This is a genomic window from Cupriavidus sp. 2KB_3, from assembly GCF_052115685.1.
Lineage (GTDB): Bacteria > Pseudomonadota > Gammaproteobacteria > Burkholderiales > Burkholderiaceae > Cupriavidus > Cupriavidus campinensis.
Map to the genome: position 1 here is coordinate 235196 of NZ_JBFRHD010000002.1, position 26681 is coordinate 261876.

Below are 26681 nucleotides of genomic sequence, written 5' to 3' on the forward strand. Positions count from 1 at the left end.
CGCCGGTCGCGGTCCATATCGGAAAACACGCGGTGACCATCGGCTCAATGTATGGGAAGCGAACAGCAACTGACTCCGCTGACAGGCGGAGCCGGAGGTGGATGTTAGCAACCTGAAAGATTGGCGAGGTATAGGGGCTAACCCGCGAGAAAGCGGCGTTTTCGGCGGATTTGCCACGCGCGTGCCGCGCAGCCGCTTACGCAACTGAATTGCATCGACCCGGGCGCTATGGTTAAATGGCCCGCATGACACGCACCACCCCGCATCCGGCCGCCCAGGCAGCCGGACCGCTCCCCGATGCCACGCTGGAAGCCGCGCAGGCGCGCCTGCGCCAGCTGGGCGCGCGTGTGACGCAGCCGCGCGTGGCCATCCTCGCCTGCCTGATTGACGCCGCAGACCCGCTTACGCACCAGGCCGTGATCGACCGCCTGCCGGCCGATGGCGACGTGGACCGCGTCACGGTCTACCGCGTGCTCGACTGGCTGGTCGAGCAGGGGCTGGCGCAGAAGCGCGCGGGCCATGACCGCGTGTTTCGCTTCACGCTGGTGGAGCACGAGGCCGCGCGCGCCGAGGTCCATCGCCAGCACAGCCATTTCCATTGCACCCGCTGCGACCGCACGTTCTGCCTCGAGGCGGCCGGCGTGCCCGCACCGTCGGTGGCGCCCAAGGTGCCGCGCGGCTTTGCCGTCGAGCACGTGGAGCTGACCGTCAACGGCGTGTGCGCCGAATGCGGCCGCACGCGCGGCGCCGGCGGCGCCCACTAGGCGCCGCAAACCTTTTCCGGAGTTCCAAGACATGTCCAAACTGATCCCGGTCACGATCCTGACGGGCTTCCTCGGCAGCGGCAAGACCACGCTGCTCAAGCGCATCCTCACCGAACAGCATGGCATGAAGATCGCCGTCATCGAGAACGAGTTCGGCGAGGAGAACATCGACAACGAGATCCTGGTGCAGGACGGCCGCGAGCAGATCGTGCAGATGAGCAACGGCTGCATCTGCTGCACCATCCGGGGCGACCTGGTGCAGGCGCTGTCCGACCTGATCACCCAGCGCGACGAAGGCAAGTTCGATTTCGACCGCGTGGTGATCGAGACCACCGGCGTGGCCAACCCGGGCCCGGTGGCGCAGACCTTCTTCATGGACGAGGAAATCGCCGCGCGCTACCTGCTGGACGCCGTGATTACGCTGGTGGACGCCAAGCACGGCAATCTCCAGCTGGACAAGCAGGAAGAAGCGCAGCGCCAGGTGGGCTTTGCCGACGCCATCTTCATCACCAAGTCCGACCTGGTTCCCGAGGCCGAGGTGGCCGACCTGCGCCACCGCCTGCTGCACATGAACCCGCGCGCGCCGATCCGCACCGCCAATTTCGGCGAGACCCCGATCGACACGATCTTCGACCTGCGCGGCTTCAACCTGAACGAGAAGCTCGAGATCGACCCCGATTTCCTGCGCGCCGAGGCCCACGAGCATGACCATGACCACGATCATGGCCACGTGCACGACGAGCACTGCGGCCACGACCACGGTCATGACGACCATGACCACGGTCATGGCCATGTGCACGATCATCACCACCATCACCACCACACGGACCATATCGCCTCGTTCGTCTTCCGCAGCGACAAGCCGTTCCACTACGGCAAGCTCGAGGAATTCCTGTCGGGCATCCTGTCGGTCTATGGCGAGAAGCTGCTGCGCTACAAGGGCGTGCTCTATATGGAAGGCGTGGACCGCAAGGTGGTGTTCCAGGGCGTGCACCAGCTGATGGGCAGCGACATCGGCGCCAAGTGGGAAGACGAGACCCCGGGCACCAAGATGGTCTTCATCGGCGTGGACCTGCCGCGCGATGCCATCCTCAAGGGACTGGCCGCCTGCCTGGCCTGAGCCCCCTCGGCTCTGATGTGAAGCAGCCGCCGCATCCTGTGGCGGTTGCCGCCGGACCGGTTTTCCACCCGCTCTGCCCCTCCTTTGGGCGGGGTACCGGGAAAACTCCTGTCTCTTGTCCGGCTTTCTCCCATATCTACGAAAAATTTGTTCAAGTACAATAGGCCGGATTTGATACGGGCGGCGCACGTTTTGGCGGCGCCGGTATTGGCAGGGCGGCGGTCGTCGTCAGCATGAGGCGGGCCGCCGGCAGGCGCGGTCGCAGTGCTTCATGCGGAGACCGCCCTCCGCTTGGGGTACCTTGGCAACAGCGCCGTCACTCGTCGACGCGTAGAGAGAGGTGTCCCCATGACAGCCGCAACCAAGACCAAAGAAAGCCGCAGCAAGACAGGCACCGCTGCGGCGGAGACGCCAGACGCGCAGCCAGCAGTGAAGGCAGCGCCAGCTCCCCGCGGCAGTACGGCGCACGCCGATGCGGGCGAGGCCAAGGGAGGCACGCGAAGCAGCAAGACTGCAGCCAGCCAGAGTGAACCGACCGCACCGCGCAAGCGGGCGGCCACTGCACCCGAGCGGACCAAGACGCCGCCGGTCGCATCAACAAGAGAATCAGCAGCAACCATGAGCAGCAACAAACTTCTGACTGAAGCTGAAATCCTGAAGATGAGCGACAAGGATTACATGAACGAGGCGCAACTGGCCTTCTTCAAGAATCGCCTTGAGCAGCTTCGCGACGAAATCCTCAAGAATGCGGACCAGACCACGGAACACCTGCGCGAGACGGTGATCGTGCCGGACCCGGCCGACCGCGCCACCATCGAGGAAGAACACGCGCTCGAACTGCGCACCCGCGACCGCGAGCGCAAGCTGCTGAAGAAGGTGGAGCAGTCGCTGCAGCGCATCGAGTCCGGCGACTACGGCTGGTGCGAGGAAACCGGCGAGCCGATCGGCGTACCGCGCCTGCTGGCCCGCCCCACGGCGACGCTGTCGCTGGAAGCGCAGCAGCGCCGCGAACTGCGCCAGAAGCTGTTCGGGGACTGATCTCCCGCTCCGCTCCGACAAACACGGCCCGGTCATCCGGGCCGTTTTGTTTGGGTGACGCGTTGGTGACACGTTGGTGACGCGTTTGGGTGACGCGTTGGTGACGAGGTTTGTCTCGCGCCGGCCACGGCACTACCATGGCAGGACGCCCGCCCTTTGTGGTGCCATGGCCGGGCTGTCGTCCGGGGCGGCTTTCTGCTACAGTCGCAACCTTGTTGCAATAACACCTTGCGCGCCGCTTTGGCGCCCATCGCCCAAATCACCCGTTCCATGGCTCCTCGTCTGCCCGTCACCGTGCTGTCCGGCTTCTCCGGCGCCGGCAAGACCACCGTGCTGCAACACCTGCTCGCGCAGGGCGGCGCGCGCGTGGCCGTGGCCGCGAGCCAGGGCGACCTGCTGGCCGAGGTGGACCGTCTGGCGCAGGCCGGCCAGCACGACTACGTGGTGGTGGAGGCCCAGGCCACCGAAGAGCCGCTCGGCATTGCCGAGCGCTTCGCCTTCGAAGACGCCCACGGCGACGCCCCGGCGGGCGTGGCGCACCTGGACACCCTGGTGACGGTAGTCGATGCCGAGCGCTTCCTGCGCGACTATCACGACGCCCATTTCCTGTCCGAGCGGGGCCTCGCCGCCCATGACGACGACGACCGTACTGTCGTGGACGTGCTGATCGACCAGATCGAAGTGGCGGACGTCATCGTCATCAACAAGATCGACCTGGTCGATGCCGGCCAGCTCGGCCGCCTGCACGCGGTGCTGCACGCGCTGAACCCGCGCGCGGACCTGGTCGATGCGAGCCACGGCAAGGTGCCAGCCGGGCGCGTGCTCGGCACGGGCCGCTTCGACCCGGACGCCACGCCGAATGCCGCCGGCTGGCAGGTGGCGCTGCAAGGCGAGCCGGTGCCGGCCGCCGCTGGCATGGGGACCCTGCTGTACCGCCGGCGCCGCCCGTTCCATCCGCAGCGTTTCGCCGACCTGATTCATACCGAATGGATGCGCGAGCATGGCGACGTGCTGCGCTCCCGGGGCATCTTCTGGCTGGCCAGCCGCATGGACATTGCCGGCGACTGGCATCAGGCGGGCGGCGTGTGCCGTCCCGGTGCCGCCGGCGCCTGGTGGGCCGCGATCGACGCCGAGGAATGGCCGGCTGACGCCGCCTCGCGCGCCGGCATCGAGGCCGACATGGTCGATGATGGCCTGCCCGCCGAATACGGCGACCGCCGCCAGGAACTCGTGCTGATCGGCGAGAACCTGGACGCCCCGGGCCTCGAAGCCCGGCTGGACGCCTGCCTGCTGACCGACGCCGAACTCGCGGCCGGCCCCGAAGCGTGGGCGGCCTACCCCGACCCGTTCCCCGACTGGGGCGATGCGTTCGCCGACGACCACGATCACGACCACGATCACGATCACGCGCACGACCATGACCACGATCATGGCGATGGCGCGTGCGATTGCGGCCATGCGCACTGACGCCACCTTTCTCGCTGACCGTATCAGCGGCCACATGGCCCGCTGGCGCGCGCGCGGCCCCGGCCTCTGGACGGCGCTGTGCCTCGTGCTGTGCCTGCTGCTGGCCCAGCACGCCGGTCTGGTCCACCGTGTGGTGCACGGCGGCCTGCCGGGCATGATGGCGCCTGTGACGGCCCCTGTGGCGGCTGAAGCCACCGACGCCACCGAAACCCATACCGATTCCTTCGCGCTCAAGCTCGGCCTGCACTCGTGCGTGCTGTTCGATGGTGCGACGCTGGCTGACAGCCACCACGGCAGCTTCGACCTGCCGGTGCTGGCTTTCGGCAAGCCGGTCAAGCCGGCCAGCCTGGCCTGGCGCTGGCCCGACCTGCCCGCCGCCCGGCCCTTCCACTCCCGCGCCCCACCTGCCTCGCCCGTCTTCGCCTGATCGCGCGGCTGCGGTGTGACCACCGCCGCCCGCGCTTCGTCATCGAATTCGAATCGCGAGCCATGTCCTCCCCTATTCATTTCTCCTCGGCGGTGCGCCGCACCCCGCTGGCAGCCGTTGCCGCCTTTCTCGTCACCGCCGGCTTCAGCGCCGGTGCCTCGGCTCAGGAAGCCGCGCCTCCGGCTGCCCCTCAGGCCGCCCCGCAAACCCTCAAGGAAGTGGTGGTCACCGCCAATCCGCTCGGCAGCGACCTCAACGACATGGTCGCGCCGGTCTCCACGCTCGGCGGCGACGCGCTGGCCGTGCGCCAGACCAGCTCGCTCGGCGAGACGCTGAACAGCCTGCCCGGCGTGACATCGACCTATTTCGGCCCGAACGCGAGCCGGCCGATCATCCGGGGGCTGGATGGCGACCGCATCAAGGTGCTCCAGAACGGCGGCTCCACGCTGGACGCCTCCACGCTGTCCTATGACCACGCGGTGCCCATCGACCCGCTGGTGGCCGAGAAGATCGAGGTGGTACGCGGCCCGGCCGCGCTGATGTACGGCGGCAGCGCCATCGGCGGCGTGGTGAATGTGATCGATAACCGCATCCCGCGCGACCCGATTACCGGCGTGAGCGGCGCGGCGGACGTGAGCGGCACCATCGGCGGCGACAAGGGCCGCAACGCCAGCGGCCTGATCGAGGCCGGCAACGGCCAGTTCGCCGTGCACGCCGATGCCTTCGTGCGCCAGACCAGCGACCTGAAGATCCCCGGCTACGCGCGCAGCGGCAACCTGCGCGCCACCCAGCCGCTGCCCGAGGGCGAGAGCGAGGCCTACGGCAAGATTCCGAACACCAACGCGCACCAGGAAGGCGGCGCGATGGGCGGCGCCTACACCTGGACCGATGGCTTCGTCGGCGCCAACTTCTCGACCTATCGCAACGACTACGGCACCCCGGCCGAAGCCGATGCGCGCATCAAGATGCGCCAGGACCGCTACGCGGTGGAGGGCGAGGCACGCAACCTGTCGAACAACACCGGCGGCTTTATCGAGGCGGTGAAGGGCAAGTTCAGCTACACCGACTACGAGCACCGCGAGATCGAGGACGGCGAGACCGGCACCATCTTCAAGAACCACGGCTGGGACGCCCGCCTGGAAGCCACGCACGGCAAGATCGGCAACATGACCGGGGTGATCGGCACGCAGTTCGGCCACACCAACTTCTCCGCGCTGGGCGAGGAGGCGTTCGTGCCGAGCACCGCCACGGACAACGCCGCCATCTTCGTGTTCGAGGAACTGCCGCTGGTGGCCTCGGGCGACCTGAAGCTGAACCTCGGCGGCCGGCTGGACCACAGCAGCGTCAAGGCGAGCGCCAACGGCAACGACCGCTTCAACGATGCCAACCGCAGCTTCAACGCGGGCAGCGCCTCGGCCGGGCTGCTGTGGAAGCTGGACCCGGTGTGGTCGGTGACCACGAACCTGTCCTACACCGAGCGCGCGCCCACGTTCTACGAGCTGTACGCCAACGGCCCCCACCTGGCCACCGGCTCGTACGAGGTGGGCGATCCCAACGCGAACAAGGAACGCGCCACCTCGCTGGACCTGGGCGTGCGCTTCAAGCAGGGCGCGCATAGCGGCTCGCTCTCGGGCTACTACAGCCGCTTCCAGAACTACCTGGCGCCGGTGAATTCGGGCAGCTTCCGCGACGCGGAAGGCAACGTGGTGACCGCCGGCAGCGACGGCGCGCTGCCGGAGCTGCAATACCTCGGCGTGCCGGCCACGCTGTACGGCTTCGAGGCCGAGGGCAAGACGCGGCTGCTGCAGAAGATGCTGACGACCAGCGACACGCTGGACTTCGAGGCCCGCGCCGACTACGTCCACGGCGAGAACCGCAACACCGGCGAAGCCCTGCCGCGCCTGTCCCCGCTACGGCTGGGCGGCGCGCTGGTGTACGGCGCCGGCCCCTGGGGCGCGCGCATGGATGTGAACTGGAACGCGCGCCAGAGCCGCGTGCCGAGCGGCGACACGCCAACCGCCGCCTACACCACGCTGGGCGTGGCGCTGACGTACAAGCTCAAGGTATCGGGCGTGCAGACGCTGTTCTACGTGCGCGGCGACAACCTCACCAACGAGGAAGCCCGCAGCGCCACGTCGATCCTGCGCGACATCGCCCCGCTGCCGGGCCGCAGCGTCAAGATCGGCATGCGGACGTCGTTCTGAGCGATCTGGGGATCGGGGTGAGTCGGGGGGGTCAGCCCCCCGAGAACCACTCCGGCACCAGCGAGTACACCGCCGCCGCCACCGGCCTGCCGCGCAGGATCAGCCGGTTGCGGGCGATGCATTCCAGCGTGGCGCCGATCTTCACCGCCACGGCGCGGCTCGCCACGTTGGCCTCGGCCGCCACGATCTCGATGCGGGTCAGGCCGAGCCCGTGGAAGCCATGGCAGGCCATCATCGTGGCCGCGCCGGCCGCCAGCCCCTGCCGCTGGCGGCTCTCCCGAATCCAGTAACCCAGGTTGCCGAGGTTGTCCTCCGGCCGGATCTGGTTGATCGCCACGCCGCCGTACAGCTCCCGGCCATCGGGCGAGAACACGCCGATGTCGAACGCCGAGCCATCCGCCATATTGGCGTCGCAGCGCGCGAACCACTCCTGGGCGTCCAGCGTGTTGTAGTCGTGCCGGGCCCACGGCATCCAGGCGCCGACGGTGCCCATCGACTCCCGCACGGCCGCCGCGAACGGCTGCACGTCGGCCGCACGGAAGGGCCGCAGCATGAAGTCCTTGCCCCGCAGCGGCGGCATCATGGCGCGGGGGCCTCAGTCGCGGTTGTGGACGGTCTCGCCGTCCAGCGCCAGCGCGCCCACTGCCGCCAGCCCGCGCAGCGTCTGGGCGAAGACCGTCTCGAACGGCGTCTCGGCCATGAAGCGCGCGTGGATGCGCTGCATCAGCGGCGTGCCGTGCATCCACGCCAGCAGCGCGGCGCGCGACATCGACTGCTGCTCCAGCAGCTTGAACTTCACCAGCACCTTCACCGCATGGCTGGCGTTGCGCAGCGGGTCGCTGCGCAGGTGGGCCAGCCGGCCCTGCGCCCGCGCCACCGCTTCCGGCACGTCGCCGAATACCCGGCCATGGCCGGGTATGACAATGCGGGCGTCGAGTTCGGCGATGCGCGCCAGCACGGCGGCCTGTTCCGCGAAGCCGCTTTCGCCGTCGAGCTCCGGAAAGATCACACCGAAGCCGTTTTCCCAGAGCGCGTCGCCGGAGATCAGGATGCGCGGCCCGGGGGCGAACAGCATGACCGCGTGGGCGTCGTGGCCCGGTGCCGCCACCACCTGCCAGTCCAGGCCGCCCAGGCGCAGGTGGTCGCCATCGTGCAGCAGCGCGTCGAAGGTGAAGCGCTGGCACTGCTGGCCGGTAGCCACGAAGCTCAGGGCGTCGTCGTCCCACGCGGACACCGCCGTCGCCTCGGCGGCCGGGATCGACGTGCGCGGCTGCCAGCGCGCCTGCAGCGTGGCGTTGCCGCCGCAATGATCGGAATGGAGATGGGTGTTGATGACCTGCCGCAGCGGCCGGCCATCGAGCGCCGCCGCGACCAGGGCCTCGGTCTGGGCGGCGTGGGTCAGGTAGCCGGTATCGACGAGCGCCGTGTCGCCGGTCTCGTCATCGACCAGCAGCACGTTGTTGGCCGACAGCCAGCCACGCTTGAATACGCGGACGGAGGATGGCAGCGTGGGGGGGAAAGTTAGCGGCGCGCTCATGCCCCGTCCCCGCCCAGCCACGCCACGCGCGCGGGCAGCAGCGCCCACACGCGCCGGCGCTCGGCATCATCGGCCCGGGACCAACCGGCGATTTCCTCGATGGTGCGCAGGCAGCCTTCGCAATAGCCCGTCACCGGGTCCATCTTGCAGACGTTGCGGCACGGGGACGCCACCGGCGATGCCTCCAGCGCGGCAGCGGCGCCGCGCGTGAGGTCGGCCTGCAGGCGGCGCGCGGCGGGCGGGAGCACGGCGGACATCGCGCGGGTCAGCTCGCCACCGGCGTCACCGGCGCCACCTGCGCCGCCACATCGGCGACTTCGGCGCCGGTCATGGCCTGGAGCTGGTGCGGCGTGAGGTTGAACACCGCGTGCGGATGGCCGGCGGCGGCCCACAGGCTCTCGTAGCGGAACAGGTCCTGGTCGAGCAGCATCACGGGCGGCACGGCGTGGCCGATGGGGCAGACGCCGCCAATCGCATAGCCGGTCTTCTCGCGCACGAATTTGGCGTCGGCCTTGCCCAGCGGGCCCACGCGGGCGGCCACCTTGGCTTCGTCCACGCGGTTGCTGCCGCTGGCGATGACCAGCACCGGGGCGTCATCCGCCACGCGGCGGAAAATGATCGACTTGGCGATCTCGGCCACGCTGCAACCGAGCCCGGCGGCGGCCTCGGCCGAGGTCTTGCCGGTGGCCGGCAGCATCACCACCGGGCGGTCATGGCCGATGCCGACCAGCAGGTCGGCCACGCGCTGCGCGGCTTCGGGAAGTTCGTTGGGTTCGATCGGGGACTCGGGGGACGCGCTCATTGGTGGATTCTCCTTATCTATCTATATAGGGGACGGCTCAGGTGCAGACCGCCGCGTCGTCCGCCGCCGCCCACTTGGTCAGCAGGGCGCGGCCCACGCGCGAGTTGTTGGGGCGGCCGATGGCCTGGGAGATGTAGTCGCCGGTGCGCACCACCGCTTCCAGGTCAATGCCGGTGTGCAGGCCCATGCCGTGGAGCATGTAGAGCACGTCCTCGGTGGCCACGTTGCCGGTGGCGCCCTTGGCGTACGGGCAGCCGCCCAGCCCCGCCACGGACGCATGGAAGATGCCGATGCCCACCTCCAGGCTGGCGAGGATGTTGGCCAGCGCCTGCCCGTAGGTATCGTGGAAGTGGCCCGAGAGCCGGTCGATCGCAAACTCCATCGACGCCGCGCGCATCACCTCCTGCACCCGGGTGGGCGTGCCCACGCCGATGGTATCGGCGATGTCGATCTCGTCGCAGCCCAGGTCGCGCATGCGGCGCACCACGTCCACCACGTCGTGGACGGACACCTCGCCCTGATACGGGCAGCCCAGCGTGCACGAGATGCTGCCGCGTAGCCGCACGCCGGCTTCCTTGGCGGCAGCCGCCACCGGCTCGAAGCGGGCAATGGACTCGGCGATCGAGCAGTTGATGTTCTTCTGCGAGAACGCCTCGCTGGCCGCGCCGAAGATCACCACCTCGTCGGCCCCGGCCGCCACGGCGCCCTCGAAGCCGCGCAAGTTAGGCGTCAGGGCCGAATACAACGTGCCGGGGCGGCGCTGGATGCGCGCCATGACCTCGGCGCCGTCCGCCATCTGCGGCACCCACTTGGGCGAGACGAACGACGCGGCCTCGATATTGACGAAGCCCGCGTCGGTGAGCTGGTTGATCAGCGTCACCTTGACGTCGGCGGGCACCATCGCTTTCTCGTTCTGGAGCCCGTCGCGCGGGCCCACTTCGACGATCTTCACGTACTGGGGCATGGTCATGGCTGTCTCCTCGCTTCCTTGTCTGTGCGTGCGGCGCGGCTCAGTAGCCGCGCTGCAGGTCCACCACGCCGGCAATCGGCTTGCCCTCGGCCAGCGCGCGGATCTTGCCGGCGATCTGGGCGATGCTGTCCTCGCGCAGCGTCAGCGCGGAGATATGCGGCGTGATGGTGATGCGCGGCTCCTGCCAGAACGGGTGGTCGGCCGGCAGCGGCTCGGTGCGGAACACGTCCAGCGTGGCGCCGGCGATCTGCCCTTCGCGCACGGCGGCCAGCAGGTCGTCTTCCACCAGGTGCGGGCCGCGCGCCACGTTGATCACATAGGCGCCCCGGGCCAGGCGGTAGAGCAGGCCGGTGTCGATGATGTCCTCGGTCTCGGCGGTCAGCGGCAGCACGTTCACCAGCACGTGCAGGCCGTCGAGAAAGGCGCGCTGGCCATCCTCGCCATGGAACGATTCCACGCCCTCCACGGCCTTGGCCGAGCGGCTCCAGCCGCGCACCGGGAAGCCGAAGCCCGCCAGCGTGCGGGCGATGTGGGCGCCCAGCGTGCCGATGCCCATCACGCCGATGGTGAAGTCGGCGCGGCGATGGGGCTTGAGGAATTTCCACGTGCCGGCGCGTTCCTGGGCGTCGTAGGCGTCGAGCTTGCGGAAGTAGCGCAGCACGGCGGCGGTGACGTATTCGGCCATCTGGGCGGCCATGCCGGCGTCATCAAGGCGCACGATGGGCACGCCGGCCGGCAGCGCGTCCGGGTCTTCGTCGCGCAGGCGCAGGATGCCATCCACGCCGGCACCGAGGTTGAACACCGCGCGCAGGTCCTGGCGGCCACGCAGCATGGCCACGGGCGGACGCCAGACCACGGCGTAGTCGGCGGCCTCGCCCTGGCTTTCCTCCCACTTCAGGCATTGCGCCTCGGGCAGCGCCTCGGCAAAGCCTTCGATCCAGGGTTCATAGCGGCCATCCGGCACGTACAACTGCAACTTCATCTCGACTCCAGTTCTTTTCGGGGGTGTGGGAGCATTTTGGCACGGGACGGCGCCCGCCGGTCAGGCGCCAGCCGCCTCCGCCACCGCCACCGCAAACGCAAACGCCAGCAGTTGCGCGCCTTCCGCCACCTGCTCGCCCACGCCGTAGAGCACCTCGCTGACCACGCCATCGGCCGGCGCGCTGATGGTGTGTTCCATCTTCATGGCTTCCATCACCAGCAACGGGGTGCCGCGCGTGACGGTGCTGCCGGGCTGGACCATCACCGCGATCACCTTGCCCGGCATCGGCGCGGTGAGCTTGCCACCCTCGCTCTCGGCCTCGCCGGCGTGGGCCAGCGGGTCCAGCCACGCCAGTTCCGTGTGCCGGCCGGCCGTGAAGACGTGGAACATGTCGCCCTCCACGTGTACCTGGCCGTGGGTGCGGCGGGTGCCCAGGTCCACGCGGATGTCATCCGCCTTGAACACATAGGCGAACGGCGCCGCCTGATCGGCATAGATCAGCGTGCTGCGGCGCGGGTCGGCGCGCAGCACCACTTCCACCTTGTTGCCACGGTGCGAGAAGTACAGCGTACGGGACTCCCGGCCGTTCAGGCGCCACGGGCCGGCGTGGGTCCACGGCGAATGGCGGTCGGCCTCGTCGATGCGGCGCGTGCGCGTCTCGCGCTCGAGCAGCGCGGCCACGGCCAGCGCAATGGCCTCCATGCCGGCCGCCTTGAGCGGCGGGAACAGCACGGCCTGGTTGCGTTCGATCAGCCCGGTGTCGAGATCTGCCGTGCGGAACGCCTCGGACTTGACCAGCCGCTGCAGGAAGGCGACGTTGGTCTGCAGGCCCACCACGTGGTAGCCGCCCAGCGCCTGCTCCATGCGCGCCAGCGCCGCATCGCGGTTAGGGCCCCAGACGATCAGCTTGGCGATCATCGGGTCATAGAACGGGCTGATGGTGTCGCCCTCGCGCACGCCGGCATCGATCCGCACGCCAGCCGGGCCGTGGGCGTCACCACCGCGCATGAACTGCACCGCCGGCGGCGTGCGCAGGAAGCGCAGCGTGCCCGTGGACGGCAGGAACTGGTTGTCGGGGTTTTCGGCGTAGATACGCGCTTCCAGCGCGTGGCCGTCGATGCGGAGCTGGTCCTGCGTCAGCGGCAGGGGCTCGCCGGCCGCCACGCGCAGCTGCCACTCCACCAGATCCTGGCCGGTAATCATCTCCGTGACCGGATGCTCCACCTGGAGGCGCGTGTTCATCTCCATGAAGTAGAAGGAGCCATCCTGATTGGCGATGAACTCGACCGTGCCGGCGCCGACGTAGCCGACGGCCTTGGCCGCCGCCACGGCCGCCTCGCCCATGGCGCGGCGCCGCTCCTCGGTCATGCCTGGGGCGGGGGCCTCCTCCAGCACCTTCTGGTGGCGCCGCTGCACCGAGCAGTCGCGCTCGAACAGGTAGACGCAGTTGCCGTGGGTGTCGGCAAAGACCTGGATCTCGATATGGCGCGGGCGGGTCAGGTACTTCTCCACCAGCACCTTGTCGTCGCCAAAGCTGGCCGATGCCTCGCGCTTGACCGACGCCAGCGCGGCCTCGAAGCCCTCGCCCGCCTCCACCACGCGCATGCCCTTGCCGCCGCCGCCCGCGCTGGCCTTGATCAGCACCGGGTAGCCGATGCGGTCGGCCTCGCGGCGCAGCAGCGCCGGGTTCTGATCCTCGCCGTGGTAGCCGGGCACCAGCGGCACGGACGCCTTTTCCATCAGCTGCTTGGCCGCGCTCTTGCTGCCCATGGCGTGGATGGCCGAGGCCGGCGGGCCGATGAAGACCAGCCCCTCGGCGGCGCACGCCTGCGCGAACGCCTCGTTCTCGGACAGGAAGCCGTAGCCCGGGTGGATGGCCTGGGCGCCGGTCTCCTTGGCCATCTCGATGATGTGGTCCGCGCGCAGGTAGCTGTCGCGCGCGGCCGGGCCGCCGATATGCACGGCCTCGTCGCAGAACGCCACATGGCGCGCGTTTGCGTCCGCATCGGAGTAGACGGCCACCGTGCGGATGCCCAGCCGGCGGCACGTGGCCGCCACACGGCAGGCAATCTCGCCACGGTTGGCGATCAGGATCTTGTTGAACATGGCTCCTCCTTTGTTTCCCTTGTTATCCGGGGGGCGGCCAGCTTGCTTACCTCACGGCAGGGCCGTCATCCCGCGTAGCCTTCCGCGCGGATGTCGAGCCGGGCCAGCAGCGCGCGGTCGCGCTCGGCCTGCGGGTTGCCGGTAGTCAGCAGCTTTTCGCCATAGAAAATCGAATTGGCGCCGGCCATGAAGCACAGCGCCTGCAACGCTTCGTCCATGGCCTCGCGGCCGGCGGACAGGCGCACCATCGCGCGCGGCATGGTGATGCGTGCCACGGCAATCGTGCGGACGAACTCGAACGGGTCCAGCGCTTCGGTGCCCGCCAGCGGCGTGCCCTCCACCTGCACCAGGTTGTTGATGGGAACCGACTCGGGGTACGGGTCCAGGTTGGCCAGCTGGGCGATCAGGCCGGCGCGTGCCTCGCGCGCCTCGCCCATGCCGACGATGCCGCCGCAGCAGACGTTGATGCCGGCGCCGCGCACGTGGCCGATGGTGTCCAGGCGGTCCTGGTAGGTCCGCGTGCCGATGATCTTGCCGTAGAACTCGGGCGAGGTATCGAGGTTGTGGTTGTAGTAGTCCAGGCCGGCGTCGGCCAGGCGCTGCGCCTGCTCCGCCTTGAGCATGCCCAGCGTCACGCAGGTCTCCAGGCCCATCGCCTTGACCTCGCGCACCATGTCGATCACCGGCTCCAGATGGCGGTCCTTCGGGCTGCGCCAGGCGGCGCCCATGCAGAAGCGCGTGGCGCCGTTGGCCTTGGCGTTGCGGGCGGCCTCCAGCACGGCGTCCAGTTCCATCAGCTTCTCGGCCTTCACGCCGGCGTCGTGGTGCGCGCTCTGCGGGCAGTAGCCGCAATCCTCCTCGCAGCCGCCGGTCTTGATCGACAGCAACGTGGAAAGCTGCACCGTGTTGGCGTCGAAGTGTTCCCGATGCACCTGCTGCGCGCGGAACAGCAGGTCGTTGAACGGCAGCGCGAACAGCGCGGCGACGTCATCGACACGCCATGCGGCGCTTTCATCACGCGCGGCAGCGGCTTGCAGGTTGCGGGCGGACTGGCGCAGGGCGTCAGCGGAAATCGTGGCTACGGTCTGGGCGGGGGTCTGTTGGGCTTGTTGCGATTGTTGCGTCATGATCTTTTTGCGGATTCTGTGTAGTCGGGGCTCAGTCAGCGTGCTGAGCGACGGCGGTATATCGGATATGCGGCGGCATGCTGGCCAGCAGCGGGGCGAGGTCGAGTTCGGTCGCCGCCACGGCGGGGGCCACCTGCCAGGGCAGCTCGCCCAGGCAAGGCGCGCCGAGCGCGTCGTGCAGCGTGGCGATGTTCTCGCACGGCAGCAGCATGTCGGGGTCGATGCGGTTGGCGATCCAGCCGGCCAGCGTGAGCCCGCGCGCGCGCACCGCATCGGCGGTCAGCATCGCGTGGTTCAGGCAGCCAAGCCGGACGCCCACCACCATCACCACCGGCAGGTTGAGCATTTCGGCCAGGTCGGCGGTGTTCCAGCGCACGGCGCCCACGTCGAGCGGCACCTGGAACCCGCCCACGCCCTCCACCACCACGGCTTCGGCGCGATGGCGCAGGGACTCGAACGCGGCCCGGATCGGCTCGCGCGTGATGCGCAGCCCCTCCATGGCCGCCGCCAGGTGCGGCGAGACCGGCGTGCGCATCAGGAACGGGCACATCTCCTCCTGCGGCACGATCACCGAACCTGCGGCGCGCAGCTGCTCCACGTCGTCGTTCTGCCAGCGCTCGTCCAGCCACTCGCCGCCACTCGCCACCGGCTTCATGCCGACGGTGGTGTAGCCCGCCGCGTGCAGCGCGTGCAGCAGCGTGGCCGTGGCGTGGGTCTTGCCAACGCCGGTATCGGTGCCGGTCACGAAGCAGGCCACGCGGCCCGGCCGGTTGTCCTCGCCTTGGTCCTTGTCGATGGATTTGTCGATGTCCGTCATGCGGCCTCCCGGTGCGGGATGGCCCGCGCGATGGCATCGAGCAGCCGTTGCACATCCTGCGCGGTGTGCGAGGCGGACAGCGTGATGCGCAGCCGCGCGGTGCCGGCCGGCACGGTCGGCGGCCGGATCGCGCCCACGCGGATGCCCTCGGCCTCCAACGCGGCGGACAGCGCCAGCGCGGCGGCGTTGTCGCCCACGATCAGCGGCTGGATTGCCGTGTCGCTCTCGCCCAGCGTCCAGCCCGCCTGGGCGGCCAGCCGTCCGAGCCCGTCGCGCAGCGTGGCAATCAGGCCGCCCAGCTGCGCGCGGCGCTGGCGCCCTTCCTCGCCGGCGATGATCGTCAGGCTGGTCAGCAGCGCGTGCGCCACGGCCGGCGGCGCCGCCGTCGTATAGATATAGGGGCGCGCGGTGTTCACCAGATGCTCGATGATGGTGGCGTGCGCCGCCACGAACGCCCCGGCCACGCCGGCGGCCTTGCCCAGCGTGCCGATATAGATCAGCCGCTCCGAGCGCAGACCCAGGTGCTCCAGCACGCCCCGCCCGTTCTCGCCCAGCGCGCCGAAGCCGTGGGCATCGTCCACGACGATCCACGCATCGTGGCGCTCGGCCAGCGCCAGCAGGCCAGCCAGCGGCGCGATATCGCCATCCATGCTGAACACGCTGTCGGTCACGATCAGCTTCAGGCCGCCGGTGTGGGCGGCGAGCTGGGCGTCCAGCGCGGCGAGATCGCCATGCGGATAACGCTGCACATCGGCGCGGGCCAGCCGGGCGCCGTCGATCAGCGAGGCGTGGTTCAGCGTCTCGCAGAACAGCGTCGCGCCGGCGGTGCCGAGCGAGGTCAGCACGGCGAGGTTCGCCATATAGCCGGTGCAGAAGTACAGCGCCTGCGCCTGCGGGATATGCGGCGCCAGCCACCGCGCCAGTTCCTGTTCGAGCTGGGCGTGCGCAATCGAGTGGCCGCTGACGAGGTGGGAGGCCCCGCTGCCGGCCCCATAGCGGCGCGCGCCATCGGCCAGCGCCTCGGCAATCGCCGGATGGTTGGCCAGCCCGAGGTAGTCGTTGCTGCTGAAGGTCAGCAGCGGCACCGGCCTGGCGTCGATGGCGCCCACCGACTGGTGCGGCGCGCAGGCCGTGTGGGCGATGCGGCGCCGGCGCGTCAGCGCCTGGGCTTCGCGGTCGGCGGCGGCGCGGGTCAGTTGCTCAAGCAGCATGGCGCACCTCCGGCATCGGTCCCGCCACGGCGTGCAGCGTGGCCAGCAGCTGCTCGCCCAGCCATTCAGCGAGTGTCTGGTCGAACACGTACGGCGGCATCACATAGATGGTGTGGCCCATGGGGCGCGCCAGCACGCCCTGCTGGCGCGCGGCCAGATGGAAGCGCGACGCAAAATCGGCGCCGGCGGCATCCGGGTGCACATCGGCGGCCCAGATCAGGCCGCGCTGGCGCACGTTGACGAGGCGCGGGTCGGCGGCCAGCGGCGCCATGGCGTCGGCCAGCCAGCGGGCGCGCTCGCGGTTGCGGGCGATCACGTCTTCCGCATCGAACAGGTCGAGCGTGGCCAGCGCGGCGCGGCAGGCCAGCGGGTTGCCGGTGTACGAGTGCGAATGGAGGAAGCTGCGCGCGATGTCGTCGGCAACGAAGGCGCGCTGGATCTCCGGGCGCGACAGCACCAGCGAGAGCGGCAGGTAGCCGCCGCTGATGCCCTTCGACAGGCACAGGAAATCCGGCCACGCGTGGGCGGGCAAGGCTTCCCCCTCGTGACGCTCGCGCGCCTGCTCCCAGGCGAAGAAGGTGCCGGTGCGGCCGCAGCCCACGGCGATCTCGTCGGCGATCAGGTGCACGCGATAGCGGTCGCACAGGGCCCGGGCGCCTTCCAGATAGGACGGGTCGTACATCGCCATGCCGGCGGCGCCCTGCACCAGCGGCTCGACGATCAGCGCGGCGATCTGGCCGGCGCGCTCGCGCAGCAGCGCTTCCAGGTCAGCCAGCGCGCGGGTGGCGACATCGGCGGCGCTCTCGCCGGGATTCGCCTGGCGGGCGTCCGGCGACATCACCACATGGGCGCGGCGCGTGAGCGGGGCGTAGGCGTCGCGGAAGATCGCCACGTCGGTCACGGCCAGCGCGCCCACCGTCTCGCCGTGGTAGCTGTGGCGCAGGCACACGAACTCGCGCTTGGCGGGCAGGCCGGTGTTGTGCCAGTAGTGGAAGCTCATCTTGAGCGCGATCTCCACCGCCGACGCGCCATCGGACGCATAGAACGTATTGCCGAGCGCGCCGCCGGTCAGCGCGGACAGCCGCTCGGCCAGTTCCACGGCCGGCGCGTGCGTGCAGCCGGCCAGCATCACGTGTTCGAGCGTCTGCATCTGGTCCGCCAGCGCGGCGTTGATGACCGGGTTGGCGTGGCCGAACAGGTTGACCCACCACGAACTGATGGCGTCGAAGTAGCGGCGGCCGTCGGTGTCGATCAGCCACGGGCCCTCGCCGCGCGCGATGGCCAGCGGCGGCTCGTTGGCGCCCGCGTCGGGCCGCAGGCGCGTGCACGGGTGCCACACGGCACGCCGGCTGCGCGTGGCGAGTGATCCGTCAGTCACCAGGGGGGAAAGGTGTTCCGGATGTTCCAAGGGAAGCCTCCTTTGTTGTCCGTCCACGCCGGCGCCACGCCGGACGAGGCCGGAGCGCGCTGGCAAGCAGGACGGAATGGGGAGGCTCATGGTAGGAAGGTCCTTGGGGACTTGGCAAACCGGGCTGTCCCGGTACGTTAGCGGCTATTTGGCCGATGTTGCGCGATGTTGGCGGATGCGGTGGCGCACGCGTCGCGCCAATCCGGCTTCCGGCGGCTAACGTCCGGCAACGTCCCGAAACAAACCGGCAAAAAAAATCATTGCGGGCGCCATGCCGGCGCGCGTTTTTCGAGGAAGGACCGCACGCCCTCGCGCCCTTCCTCGGATGCGCGGATCGCCGCGATCCGGTTTGCGGTGTCTGCCAGCAGGTCGTTGTCGATGGCCCGACCGGCCACGTCCTGCACCAGCCGCTTGCTCTCGCGCACGGCGTTGGGGCTGTTGGCGACCAGCGCGGCGGCCACCTCGGCCACCTTGGTGTCCAGTTGTGCCGCCGGCACCACAGCGTGGACGAAGCCGAGCCGGAGCGCCTCGGCGGCATCGAACCGTTCCGCCGTGATGAAGTAGCGGCGCGCCGCCTGCTCGCCCATCGCCCGGATCACATAGGGGCTGATGGTGGCCGGCAGCAGGCCGAGCCTGGCCTCGGACAGGCAGAAGTTGGCCGGCTCGGCGGCCACGGCGATGTCGCACGCGGCCACCAGGCCCACGCCGCCCGCGTAGGTGTCGCCGTGGATACGGGCGATGACGGGCTTCGGGCAGGCCCAGATGGTGTGGAGCATCTGGGCCAGCGTCAGCGCATCGGCACGGTTCTCGTCGTCCGTGTAGCCGGCCATCTTCTTCATCCAGTTCAGGTCCGCGCCGGCGCAGAAGGCCGGGCCGTTGCCGGCCAGCACGATGGCGCGCACCTCGGGGGTATCGCCCAGCGCGCGGAAGGCGCCGGTCACCTCGGCAATCACGGTTTCGTTGAACGCGTTGCGCACGTCCGGGCGGTTCAGCGTGACCGTGGCAACGTGGTGCGCGGCGGTCACGTTCAGCGTGGTGAAGTGCATGGTCTGTCTCCGTTGCATCGATGGGGGTCAGGAGGCGCGTTCTGTGGCGCCGGCTGGCTTGGGCGGGTCTTCCGGCGCGTCGTCGTCGAACGGCATGCCGATATGGTGGAAGAAGGCGTCGACCTCGGGCAGCCACAGCGCAATGCCATGGCGGCTGCTGAACAGCCGGTGCGAGTCGCCATCGAACTCGCCCACGTTGACGAAGCGCGCGTCGGCGGCCGGGCCGCTCGCGGTCGCCTTATAGTTGTTGTACAGCCGCTCGGGCAGCGGCCAGGGCCAGAAGCTGTCGTTGTCGCCGTAGAACCAGAGCGACGGGTAGCGCGCCGTGCGGCCGTAGTCGCCGAACGCATCGATCAGGTTGTTCTCCCAGCCGGCGCACGCGGCATTGCGCAGCCCGCCGGCAAAGTTGACCACGCCGCGCACGCCCGGATAGCCGATGGCGGACAGCGCCATGGTCGAGAGCCCGCCATGCGACTGGCCGATCACCACGATGCGGGTCGGGTCCACATAGGGCTGCTGCACGAGGTAGTCGAGCGCGGCGATCACGTCCTCGGCCTGCGCCATGCCGTTGGCGCTGATGTTGCAGCTGCCGCCCACGTAGGCGCCGCCGGACTTCGAGAAGCCCTGCCGCATCGGCAGCGCCACCACGTAGCCGCGCCGCACGAACTCGGCGCTCTGGGCGGCAAAGCGCGCGCGGCCCTGGTAGGCGGGCTTGCCGGGCGCCTTGCCGTGGTTGATCACCACCAGCGGGTAGCGGCCATCGGCGGCGGGCCGGAAGATGGTGGTCTCCAGGTCCACGTTGGCGTCCGCGCCGGCCTTGGGCACCATCACCACGCGCTCGATCGTGCGCGGCGGCAGCGCGGCCTGGGCCGACTGGGCGAGAGCCGCCCCGCACAGCGTGACGCAGGCCAGCGCGACGGCAACGCCGCGAACGAGGGGGGCAAGGCGCAACATGGTCAAACCAGAAAAAATATGGTGATCGAAAGGTCGAAACGGCAACGGCGCAAGCGCGGGCCTACATCCGGAACACGCCGAACTTCATGTCGCCGATGGGCGCGTTGAGGCTGGCGGACAAGCCGAGGCCGAGCACGGTACGTGTCTGCGCCGGGTCGATCACCCCATCGTCCCAGAGCCGCGCGCTGGCGTAATACGGATGGCCCTGATGCTCGTACTGGTCGCGGATCGGCTGCTTGAACGCCTCCTCTTCCTCGGCGCTCCACTGGCCGCCGCGCCCCTCGATGCCGTCGCGCCGCACCGTGGCCAGCACGCTGGCCGCCTGCTCGCCGCCCATCACCGAGATCCGCGCGTTCGGCCACATCCACAGGAAGCGCGGCGAGTAGGCGCGGCCGCACATGCCGTAGTTGCCGGCGCCGAACGAGCCGCCGATGATGACCGTGAACTTCGGCACCTGCGCCGTGGCCACGGCGGTCACCATCTTGGCGCCGTTGCGGGCGATGCCTTCGTTCTCGTACTTGCGGCCCACCATGAAGCCGGTGATGTTCTGCAGGAACACCAGCGGGATCTTGCGCTGGCAGCACAGCTCGATGAAGTGCGCGCCCTTGAGCGCCGATTCCGAGAACAGGATGCCGTTGTTGGCGATGATGCCCACCGGGTAGCCCCAGATCCGCGCGAAGCCGCAGACCAGCGTGGTGCCGTAGCGCGCCTTGAATTCATCGAATTCCGAGCCATCGACGAGGCGGGCGATGACCTCGCGCACGTCGTAGGGCTTGCGCGTGTCGGTGGGGATCACGCCGTACAGTTCCTCGGTGGGATACAGCGGCGGCGCCGGCTCGTGCAGGCGGATCTGGTCCGGCTTGCGCCGGTTCAGGTGCTGGACGATGTTGCGCGCCAGGGACAGCGCGTGGTGGTCGTTCTGGGCGAAGTAGTCCGCCACGCCGGACAGCCGCGTGTGGACGTCCGCGCCACCCAGGTCCTCGGCGCTGACTTCCTCGCCGGTGGCGGCCTTCACCAGCGGCGGGCCGCCCAGGAAGATCGTGCCCTGGTCCTTGACGATGATCGATTCGTCGCTCATCGCCGGCACGTAGGCGCCGCCGGCCGTGCAGGAGCCCATCACCACGGCGATCTGCGGGATGCCCTTGGCGGACAGGTTGGCCTGGTTGTAGAAGATGCGGCCGAAGTGGTCGCGGTCCGGGAAGACATCGTCCTGATTGGGCAGGTTGGCGCCACCCGAATCGACCAGATAGATGCACGGCAGGTTGTTCTCTTCGGCAATCTCCTGCGCGCGCACGTGCTTCTTGACCGTGATCGGGTAGTAGGTGCCGCCCTTGACCGTGGCGTCGTTGCAGACGATCACGCACTCCTGCCCAGCCACCCGGCCGATGCCGGTGATGATGCCGGCGCCCGGCGCGGCGTTGTCGTACATCTCGTACGCGGCCAGTTGCGACAGCTCCAGGAACGGCGTACCCGGATCGAGCAATTGCTGCACGCGGTCGCGCGGCAGCAGCTTGCCGCGCCCCAGGTGCTTGGCGCGGGCTTCCTCGCCGCCGCCTTCGGCCAGTTTGGCGATGCGGGCCTTGAGGTCCGCCACCAGTGCCTGCATGGCCTCGGCGTTGGCCTTGAAGGCTTCCGAGCGTGCGTTCAGTTTGGTTTCCAGCGTGGGCATGTCTCGTCCTGTTCTTTGTCTCGTTCCCGCTTCCCTGCCAATCCCTACCCTTGGTCCTGCCCCAGCATCTCGCCATCGACATAGAGCCAGCGCGGCGTCTCCCCGGCCGCGCGCGGCTCGAACACGAAGCGGCTGCGCTCATGCAGCCGCCACGCGCGGCCGCCCACCTTGTAGCGGGCGACGAATTCGACGATGGCGTGGGTGTCGTCCTGCTGGGCGTGGGCCTTGACCGTCAGCCCGAGCCAGCGCGTCTCGCGCTCCGGGGCCAGGTCGTCCGGGCAGGTGGTGGCGTGCCAGGTCTGGCGCAGCCAGTCCACCAGCCCCTTCACATAGGCGCTGTAGCGCGAGCGCATCAGCGCCTCGGCGTTGGGCGGCAGCGCCTCGCCGCGATGAAAGCGCCCGCAGCACGCGGCGTACTCGGCGTGGCCGCACGGGCAAGGCTCGGGACCGGCGCGCATGGGGCGGCTTCGGCTCATCCGATCAGCTCCGGCAACTGGCGCATGTCCGTGAAGATGGTGTGCGCGCCGGCCTGGCGCAGCTCGCGGGCGTCGTTCAGCGCGGCGTAGCCGAGCACGGTCATGCCCGCCGCCACGCCGGCCGTCACGCCGGTGGGGCTGTCTTCCACCACCACGCAGCGCGACGGATCGACATCCATCGTGCGCGCGGCCAGCAGGTAGACGTCCGGCGCCGGCTTGCTGCGATCGACTTCGGTGGAGGAGAAGATGTGCTCGCGCGCGTCCTGCTGGAACAGCTCCACCAGGCCGGTGCGCGTCAGTTGCAGCTTCACCTTGATGCGGTCCGCGCCGGAGGCCACGCACACCGGCAGGCCCCGCGCGGTGATCGCCTCGATGGCCTCGCGGACGTGCGGCACGGCCACCACCTCGGCCTCCAGCACCTGGTTGCGGCGCGCGAGCCACGTCGACAGCCAGTTATGGGGCAGCGGCTTGCCCAGCCGGCGTTCGATATTGCCCAGCTCGTCGCGCACGGCGCGGCCGAGGAACCAGCGCTTCGACTCCTCCAGCGAGATGGCGATGCCCAGCTCGTTGAGCATCTCGTTGAGCACGCGGTGGACGATCGGCTCGCTGTCGACGAGCACGCCGTCACAGTCGAAGATCACGCAATCGAAGGCGGGGGGCTGCACGGGGGCCTGGGTTGCTGCGGTCATGCGGGTTTCTTTTCCTTGGTGATGTCATGGCCGCCGACGGCGCGCAGCGGCGTCTGCGCCGTCTGCCGCCGGCTCTTGAGGTGCTGCTCCACCTGCTCGAAGCGGTCGAAGCCCCAGAACGGCTCCCCGTCGATGATCACAAACGGTGAGCCGAACACGCCCTTGGCCATCGCCACCTCGATCTCGGCCTTGAGCTGGTCCTTGATCTGGTAGCTGGTGGCGCCCTCGTTCATGGCGATGGGGTCGATGCCCAGCGGCTCGGCCAGCTTGGCCAGCTCCGCCGGCTCGGCGATATTGAGGTCATCGACGAACAGCGCCCGATACACGGCCTTGGCGAACGCCGTGGCCACATCGGCGCCATGGTGGTTCTGCAGCCACAGCACCGCGCGCGCGGCGTGCTGGGTGGGCAGCGGGAAGTGGGTCGGGCGCTTGTAGTTGATGTGGTGGAATTCGGCGGTGCGCTCGAAGTCGCGCCAGCAGTACTCGCCCTTGAGCGGGATGCTCGGCAGCGGCGAGGAGCCCGTCGTCTTGAACACCACGCCCAGCAGGATCGGATGCCACGCCACGTAGCGGCCGTACTTCTGCGCGATCTCGTCGATGCGGGTGCTGGCGAAGTAGCCGTAGGGCGAGGAAAAATCGAAGTAGAAGTCGATCGGTGCGGTCATGGCGAAGGGGGCTCCAGGTCAGATTCGCTTGCGTTGGGGTCAGGAACTGCGACGGGGACTGCCTAATGCGATTGCCGATATTACGATTGCCGATATTACGCTTCCCGCCCGCGCTCAGCCGAGCGCACGGGCGATGAGGATCTTCTGGATGTCGCTCGTGCCTTCGTAGATCTGGCACACGCGCACGTCCCGGTAGATGCGCTCCACCGGGAAATCGGTCACATAGCCGTAGCCGCCGAAGACCTGGATGGCGTCCGAGCAGACCGCCTCGGCCATCTCGCTGGCGAACAGCTTGGCCATGGCGGCCTCCTTCAGGCACGGCCGGCCGGCATCCTTGAGCGCCGCCGCGTGCCAGACCATCTGGCGCGCCACGTCGATGCGGGTGGCCATGTCGGCCAGGCGGAACTGCACGGCCTGGTGCTGGAACAGCGGCTGGCCGAAGCTCTCGCGCTCCTTGGCGTAGGCCAGCGCGGCGTCGAACGCGGCGCGGGCCATGCCGATGCTCTGCGAGGCAATGCCGATGCGACCGCCCTCGAGCCCGGAGAGTGCCATCTTGTAGCCAGCGCCCTCCTCGCCCAGCAGGTTCGCCGCCGGGATGCGGCAGTCCTCGAACACGATCTGGGCGGTATCGGACGAATGCTGGCCGAGCTTGTCCTCGATGCGCGCCACGACATAGCCGGGCGTGGACGTGGGCACCAGGAAGGCGCTGATGCCGCGCTTGCCGGCGGACTTGTCGGTCACGGCCATGACGATGGCCACGTCGGCGTGCTTGCCGCTGGTGATGAACTGCTTCACGCCGTTGAGCACGTAGTGGTCGCCATCGCGCCGGGCGGTGGTGCGCAGCGCCGCGGCGTCCGAGCCGACGTGCGGCTCGGTCAGGCAGAACGCGCCCAGCATCTCGCCGCGCGCCAGCGGCGCCAGCCACTGCTGCTTCTGGGCGTCGTTGGCGAAGGCCATCAGCATGCTGCACACCGGGCAGTTGTTCACGCTGATGACGGTGGAGGTGCCGCCGTCACCGGCGGCAATCTCCTCGAGGATCAGCGCCAGCGACAGGTAGTCGAGCCCGGCCCCGCCCAGCTCTTCCGGCATGGCCACGCCATAGCAACCCAGCGCGGCCAGTTCCTTGTGCACGGCCTTCGGGAAGGTCTTGTCGCGGTCCCACTGCGCCGCCTGCGGGGCGATAACGTCCTGCGCGAACTGCCGCACGGCATCGCGGATCATTTCCTGTTCGGGAGTCAGCAGCATGGTGTCCGGTGGTCCTTTGTCTCCCTCCCCTTACCAGGGGAGCGGGGTGCCGTCGTAGTTGTGGAAGCTGCCGTTGTCGCGCTGGGTCAGGCCGGCCAGCGTGCGGCGCATGCCGGTCACGCTCTGCTGCGGCGTGAGGTCGGCCTTGGGGCCGCCCATGTCGGTCTGCACCCAGCCCGGGTGCAGCGCCACGCAGATGGCATGGCGCGCGTCCAGCGAGACGGCCTTCATGGCGGCATTGGCGCCGGCCTTGCTGACGCGGTAGAGCCAGCTGCGGTTGCTGTCCATCGCGCCGATGCTGCCCATGCGCGACGACAGCACGGCCAGCACGCCGCCGCGCCCATGGTTGCCCGTCTCGACGAACGGCAGGAGCAGCGGCAGGGCCATCATCGGCCCGAGCACGTTGGTGTGCATCACGGCATCGAAGTCTTCCCGTATGACCGGTTGCGCGCCTTCGCTGCGCGGGCCGATCACGCCGGCGTTGTAGATCGCCACGTCGAACGACTCGCCATCGAGCTTCCAGCCCAGCCCGGCCAGCGCGCCGGCGTCGGTCAGATCCAGCTGGTGGGCCTCGGCGCCGAGCGCCTTGAGCGCCGCCACGCCCTCATCGCTGCGCGCGGCGGCGATGACGCGCCAGCCGTCGGCACGGTACTGGCGGACAAACTCGAGACCGAGACCGCGCGAGGCGCCAAGGACGAGGGCTGTGGGCATGGGAGAACTCCTGTCGTAAGGTTGGGTGGGGTTGGTAGGATCAGACGATTTCGATGCCGACCGCCGTGGCCTCGCCGCCGCCGATGCAGAGGCTGGCCACGCCGCGCTTGCCGCCGGTCTTGCGCAGCGCGCCGATCAGCGTGGTCATGATGCGCGCGCCCGAGGCGCCGATCGGATGGCCCAGCGCGCAGGCGCCGCCGTGAATGTTGACCTTGTCGCGCGGAATCTTGAGGTCATGCATGGCCGCCATCGGCACCACGGCGAAGGCCTCGTTGATCTCGAACAGGTCCACGCTGTCGGTGGTCCAGTCCAGCTTGCGGTAGAGCTTGGCGATGGCTTCCACCGGCGCCGTGGTGAACCAGCCCGGCGCCTGTGCATGCGAGGTATGGCCGAGCATGCGCGCCAGCGGCTGCAGCCCAAGCGACTTCGCCGTCGATGCGCGCATCATCACCAGCGCGGCGGCGCCGTCGTTGATCGACGAGGACGAGGCTGCGGTGATCGTGCCGTCCTTGGCGAAGGCCGGCTTCAGCGACGGGATCTTGTCCACCTTGATGCGGCGCGGGCCTTCGTCGGTGTCGATCACCGTGTCGCCGCCCTTGCCGGACACCGTGACCGGTGTGATCTCCCAGCGGAAGGCGCCGCTCTCGGTGGCCTGCTGGGCGCGCCGCACAGACTCCATCGCGAATTCGTCCTGCTGCGCGCGCGTGAAGGCATACTTGGCGGCGCAGTCCTCGCCGAAGGTGCCCATCGCGCGGCCCTTGTCATACGCGTCTTCCAGGCCATCGAGCATCATGTGGTCGTAGATCATGCCGTGACCGATGCGGTAGCCGCCGCGCCCCTTCGGAATCAGGTACGGCGCGTTGGTCATGCTTTCCATGCCGCCCGCGATGGCGATCTCGAACGAACCGGCCAGCAGGCCGTCGAAGACCGTCATCGCCGCGCGCATGCCCGATCCGCACATCTTGTTGACCGTGGTGCAGGCCACGTCCAGCGGCAGCCCGGCGCCGAGCGCCGCCTGGCGCGCGGGCGCCTGCCCCTGGCCGGCCGGCAGCACGCAGCCGAATACCACTTCCTGCACCTGCTCCGGCTTCAGGCCGGCGCGCTCCACGGCGGTGCGGATGGCCGCGGCGCCGAGTTGCGGCGCCGTGAGGCTGCTCAACTCGCTCTGGAACGCGCCCATGGGCGTGCGGGCGGCGGATACGATGACGATCGGGTCTTGCATGGTTGTCTCCTGAATACCGGTTCG

26 protein-coding genes are annotated in these 26681 nt (G+C 69.3%); 6 read left to right on the top strand and 20 right to left on the bottom strand.

Annotated elements, in window-relative coordinates:
- The first annotated feature begins 245 nt into the window (after positions 1 to 245).
- The 6 genes from AB4120_RS02885 to AB4120_RS02910 all read left to right on the top strand — a co-directional run bounded on the left by AB4120_RS02885 (position 246) and on the right by AB4120_RS02910 (position 7020).
- Positions 246 to 764: a Fur family transcriptional regulator gene (locus AB4120_RS02885; RefSeq protein ID WP_149136909.1), complete on the top strand. Its 519-nt coding sequence runs from the start codon at positions 246 to 248 to the stop codon at positions 762 to 764.
- 31 nt (positions 765 to 795) lie between these two features.
- Positions 796 to 1884 carry a CobW family GTP-binding protein gene (locus tag AB4120_RS02890; RefSeq protein WP_149136910.1) on the top strand — a complete coding sequence of 363 codons (1089 nt, stop codon included), beginning with the start codon at positions 796 to 798 and terminating at the stop codon, positions 1882 to 1884.
- Between the two features lie 348 nt (positions 1885 to 2232).
- Positions 2233 to 2922, top strand: coding sequence for an RNA polymerase-binding protein DksA (gene dksA, locus AB4120_RS02895; RefSeq protein ID WP_250024998.1), 690 nt, complete (start codon positions 2233 to 2235; stop codon positions 2920 to 2922).
- Between the two features lie 270 nt (positions 2923 to 3192).
- The gene (locus AB4120_RS02900) at positions 3193 to 4389 is read left to right on the top strand and encodes a GTP-binding protein (protein ID WP_149136911.1); all 1197 of its coding nucleotides are present in this window, start codon (positions 3193 to 3195) and stop codon (positions 4387 to 4389) included.
- The gene (locus AB4120_RS02905; protein ID WP_392388467.1) at positions 4340 to 4816 is read left to right on the top strand and encodes a hypothetical protein; all 477 of its coding nucleotides are present in this window, start codon (positions 4340 to 4342) and stop codon (positions 4814 to 4816) included. The genes AB4120_RS02900 and AB4120_RS02905 overlap by 50 nt, the downstream gene beginning before the upstream one ends.
- A 62-nt stretch (positions 4817 to 4878) precedes the next feature.
- A complete protein-coding gene (locus tag AB4120_RS02910; RefSeq protein WP_149136912.1) occupies positions 4879 to 7020 on the top strand; it encodes a TonB-dependent receptor in 2142 nt (713 codons plus the stop codon).
- A gap of 31 nt (positions 7021 to 7051) precedes the next feature.
- Here AB4120_RS02910 and AB4120_RS02915 read toward each other — a convergent pair whose 3' ends face one another.
- From AB4120_RS02915 to AB4120_RS03010, 20 genes are all read right to left on the bottom strand, one after another.
- Positions 7052 to 7600, bottom strand: coding sequence for a GNAT family N-acetyltransferase (locus AB4120_RS02915; RefSeq protein WP_149137608.1), 549 nt, complete (start codon positions 7598 to 7600; stop codon positions 7052 to 7054).
- A 15-nt stretch (positions 7601 to 7615) separates the two neighbouring features.
- Positions 7616 to 8557, bottom strand: a complete 942-nt coding sequence (locus AB4120_RS02920) for an MBL fold metallo-hydrolase (protein WP_149136913.1) — start codon at positions 8555 to 8557, stop codon at positions 7616 to 7618.
- Positions 8554 to 8814, bottom strand: coding sequence for a DUF1289 domain-containing protein (locus tag AB4120_RS02925; RefSeq protein WP_149136914.1), 261 nt, complete (start codon positions 8812 to 8814; stop codon positions 8554 to 8556). The genes AB4120_RS02920 and AB4120_RS02925 overlap by 4 nt, the downstream gene beginning before the upstream one ends.
- Positions 8815 to 8822: 8 nt before the next feature.
- On the bottom strand, positions 8823 to 9359 hold the full coding sequence (locus AB4120_RS02930; RefSeq protein WP_149136915.1) for a YbaK/EbsC family protein: 537 nt from the start codon (positions 9357 to 9359) through the stop codon (positions 8823 to 8825).
- A 37-nt stretch (positions 9360 to 9396) separates the two neighbouring features.
- Positions 9397 to 10329 (bottom strand): hydroxymethylglutaryl-CoA lyase, encoded by a 933-nt coding sequence (locus AB4120_RS02935; RefSeq protein WP_149136916.1) that lies wholly within the window; start codon positions 10327 to 10329, stop codon positions 9397 to 9399.
- A gap of 40 nt (positions 10330 to 10369) precedes the next feature.
- Entirely contained in the window at positions 10370 to 11311 is a 942-nt protein-coding gene (locus AB4120_RS02940) for a 2-hydroxyacid dehydrogenase (RefSeq protein ID WP_149136917.1), read from the bottom strand.
- A 60-nt stretch (positions 11312 to 11371) separates the two neighbouring features.
- A complete protein-coding gene (locus AB4120_RS02945; RefSeq protein ID WP_149136918.1) occupies positions 11372 to 13417 on the bottom strand; it encodes an acetyl/propionyl/methylcrotonyl-CoA carboxylase subunit alpha in 2046 nt (681 codons plus the stop codon).
- 65 nt (positions 13418 to 13482) lie between these two features.
- Complete coding sequence (gene bioB, locus AB4120_RS02950; protein WP_149136919.1) at positions 13483 to 14544, bottom strand: biotin synthase BioB; 1062 nt, start codon at positions 14542 to 14544, stop codon at positions 13483 to 13485.
- Between the two features lie 31 nt (positions 14545 to 14575).
- Positions 14576 to 15361 (bottom strand): dethiobiotin synthase, encoded by a 786-nt coding sequence (gene bioD / locus AB4120_RS02955; RefSeq protein WP_149136920.1) that lies wholly within the window; start codon positions 15359 to 15361, stop codon positions 14576 to 14578.
- Positions 15358 to 16572: an 8-amino-7-oxononanoate synthase gene (gene bioF, locus AB4120_RS02960; protein WP_149136921.1), complete on the bottom strand. Its 1215-nt coding sequence runs from the start codon at positions 16570 to 16572 to the stop codon at positions 15358 to 15360. The genes bioD and bioF overlap by 4 nt, the downstream gene beginning before the upstream one ends.
- Positions 16562 to 17950 carry an adenosylmethionine--8-amino-7-oxononanoate transaminase gene (bioA, locus tag AB4120_RS02965; protein WP_392388468.1) on the bottom strand — a complete coding sequence of 463 codons (1389 nt, stop codon included), beginning with the start codon at positions 17948 to 17950 and terminating at the stop codon, positions 16562 to 16564. The genes bioF and bioA overlap by 11 nt, the downstream gene beginning before the upstream one ends.
- 287 nt (positions 17951 to 18237) lie before the next feature.
- On the bottom strand, positions 18238 to 19026 hold the full coding sequence (locus AB4120_RS02970; protein WP_149136923.1) for an enoyl-CoA hydratase/isomerase family protein: 789 nt from the start codon (positions 19024 to 19026) through the stop codon (positions 18238 to 18240).
- Positions 19027 to 19053: 27 nt separating this feature from the next.
- The gene (locus AB4120_RS02975; protein ID WP_144199244.1) at positions 19054 to 19980 is read right to left on the bottom strand and encodes a dienelactone hydrolase family protein; all 927 of its coding nucleotides are present in this window, start codon (positions 19978 to 19980) and stop codon (positions 19054 to 19056) included.
- 61 nt (positions 19981 to 20041) lie between these two features.
- The gene (locus AB4120_RS02980; RefSeq protein WP_149136924.1) at positions 20042 to 21649 is read right to left on the bottom strand and encodes a carboxyl transferase domain-containing protein; all 1608 of its coding nucleotides are present in this window, start codon (positions 21647 to 21649) and stop codon (positions 20042 to 20044) included.
- Between the two features lie 44 nt (positions 21650 to 21693).
- Positions 21694 to 22125, bottom strand: coding sequence for a YchJ family metal-binding protein (locus AB4120_RS02985; protein WP_149136925.1), 432 nt, complete (start codon positions 22123 to 22125; stop codon positions 21694 to 21696).
- Positions 22122 to 22814: an HAD family hydrolase gene (locus tag AB4120_RS02990; protein ID WP_149136926.1), complete on the bottom strand. Its 693-nt coding sequence runs from the start codon at positions 22812 to 22814 to the stop codon at positions 22122 to 22124. The genes AB4120_RS02985 and AB4120_RS02990 overlap by 4 nt, the downstream gene beginning before the upstream one ends.
- A complete protein-coding gene (locus AB4120_RS02995) occupies positions 22811 to 23479 on the bottom strand; it encodes a 2-hydroxychromene-2-carboxylate isomerase (protein WP_149136927.1) in 669 nt (222 codons plus the stop codon). The genes AB4120_RS02990 and AB4120_RS02995 overlap by 4 nt, the downstream gene beginning before the upstream one ends.
- A 114-nt stretch (positions 23480 to 23593) precedes the next feature.
- Complete coding sequence (locus tag AB4120_RS03000) at positions 23594 to 24724, bottom strand: acyl-CoA dehydrogenase family protein (protein WP_149136928.1); 1131 nt, start codon at positions 24722 to 24724, stop codon at positions 23594 to 23596.
- Between the two features lie 30 nt (positions 24725 to 24754).
- Entirely contained in the window at positions 24755 to 25435 is a 681-nt protein-coding gene (locus AB4120_RS03005; protein WP_149136929.1) for an SDR family oxidoreductase, read from the bottom strand.
- A gap of 40 nt (positions 25436 to 25475) precedes the next feature.
- A complete protein-coding gene (locus AB4120_RS03010; RefSeq protein ID WP_441641830.1) occupies positions 25476 to 26657 on the bottom strand; it encodes an acetyl-CoA C-acetyltransferase in 1182 nt (393 codons plus the stop codon).
- Positions 26658 to 26681: the final 24 nt, after the last annotated feature.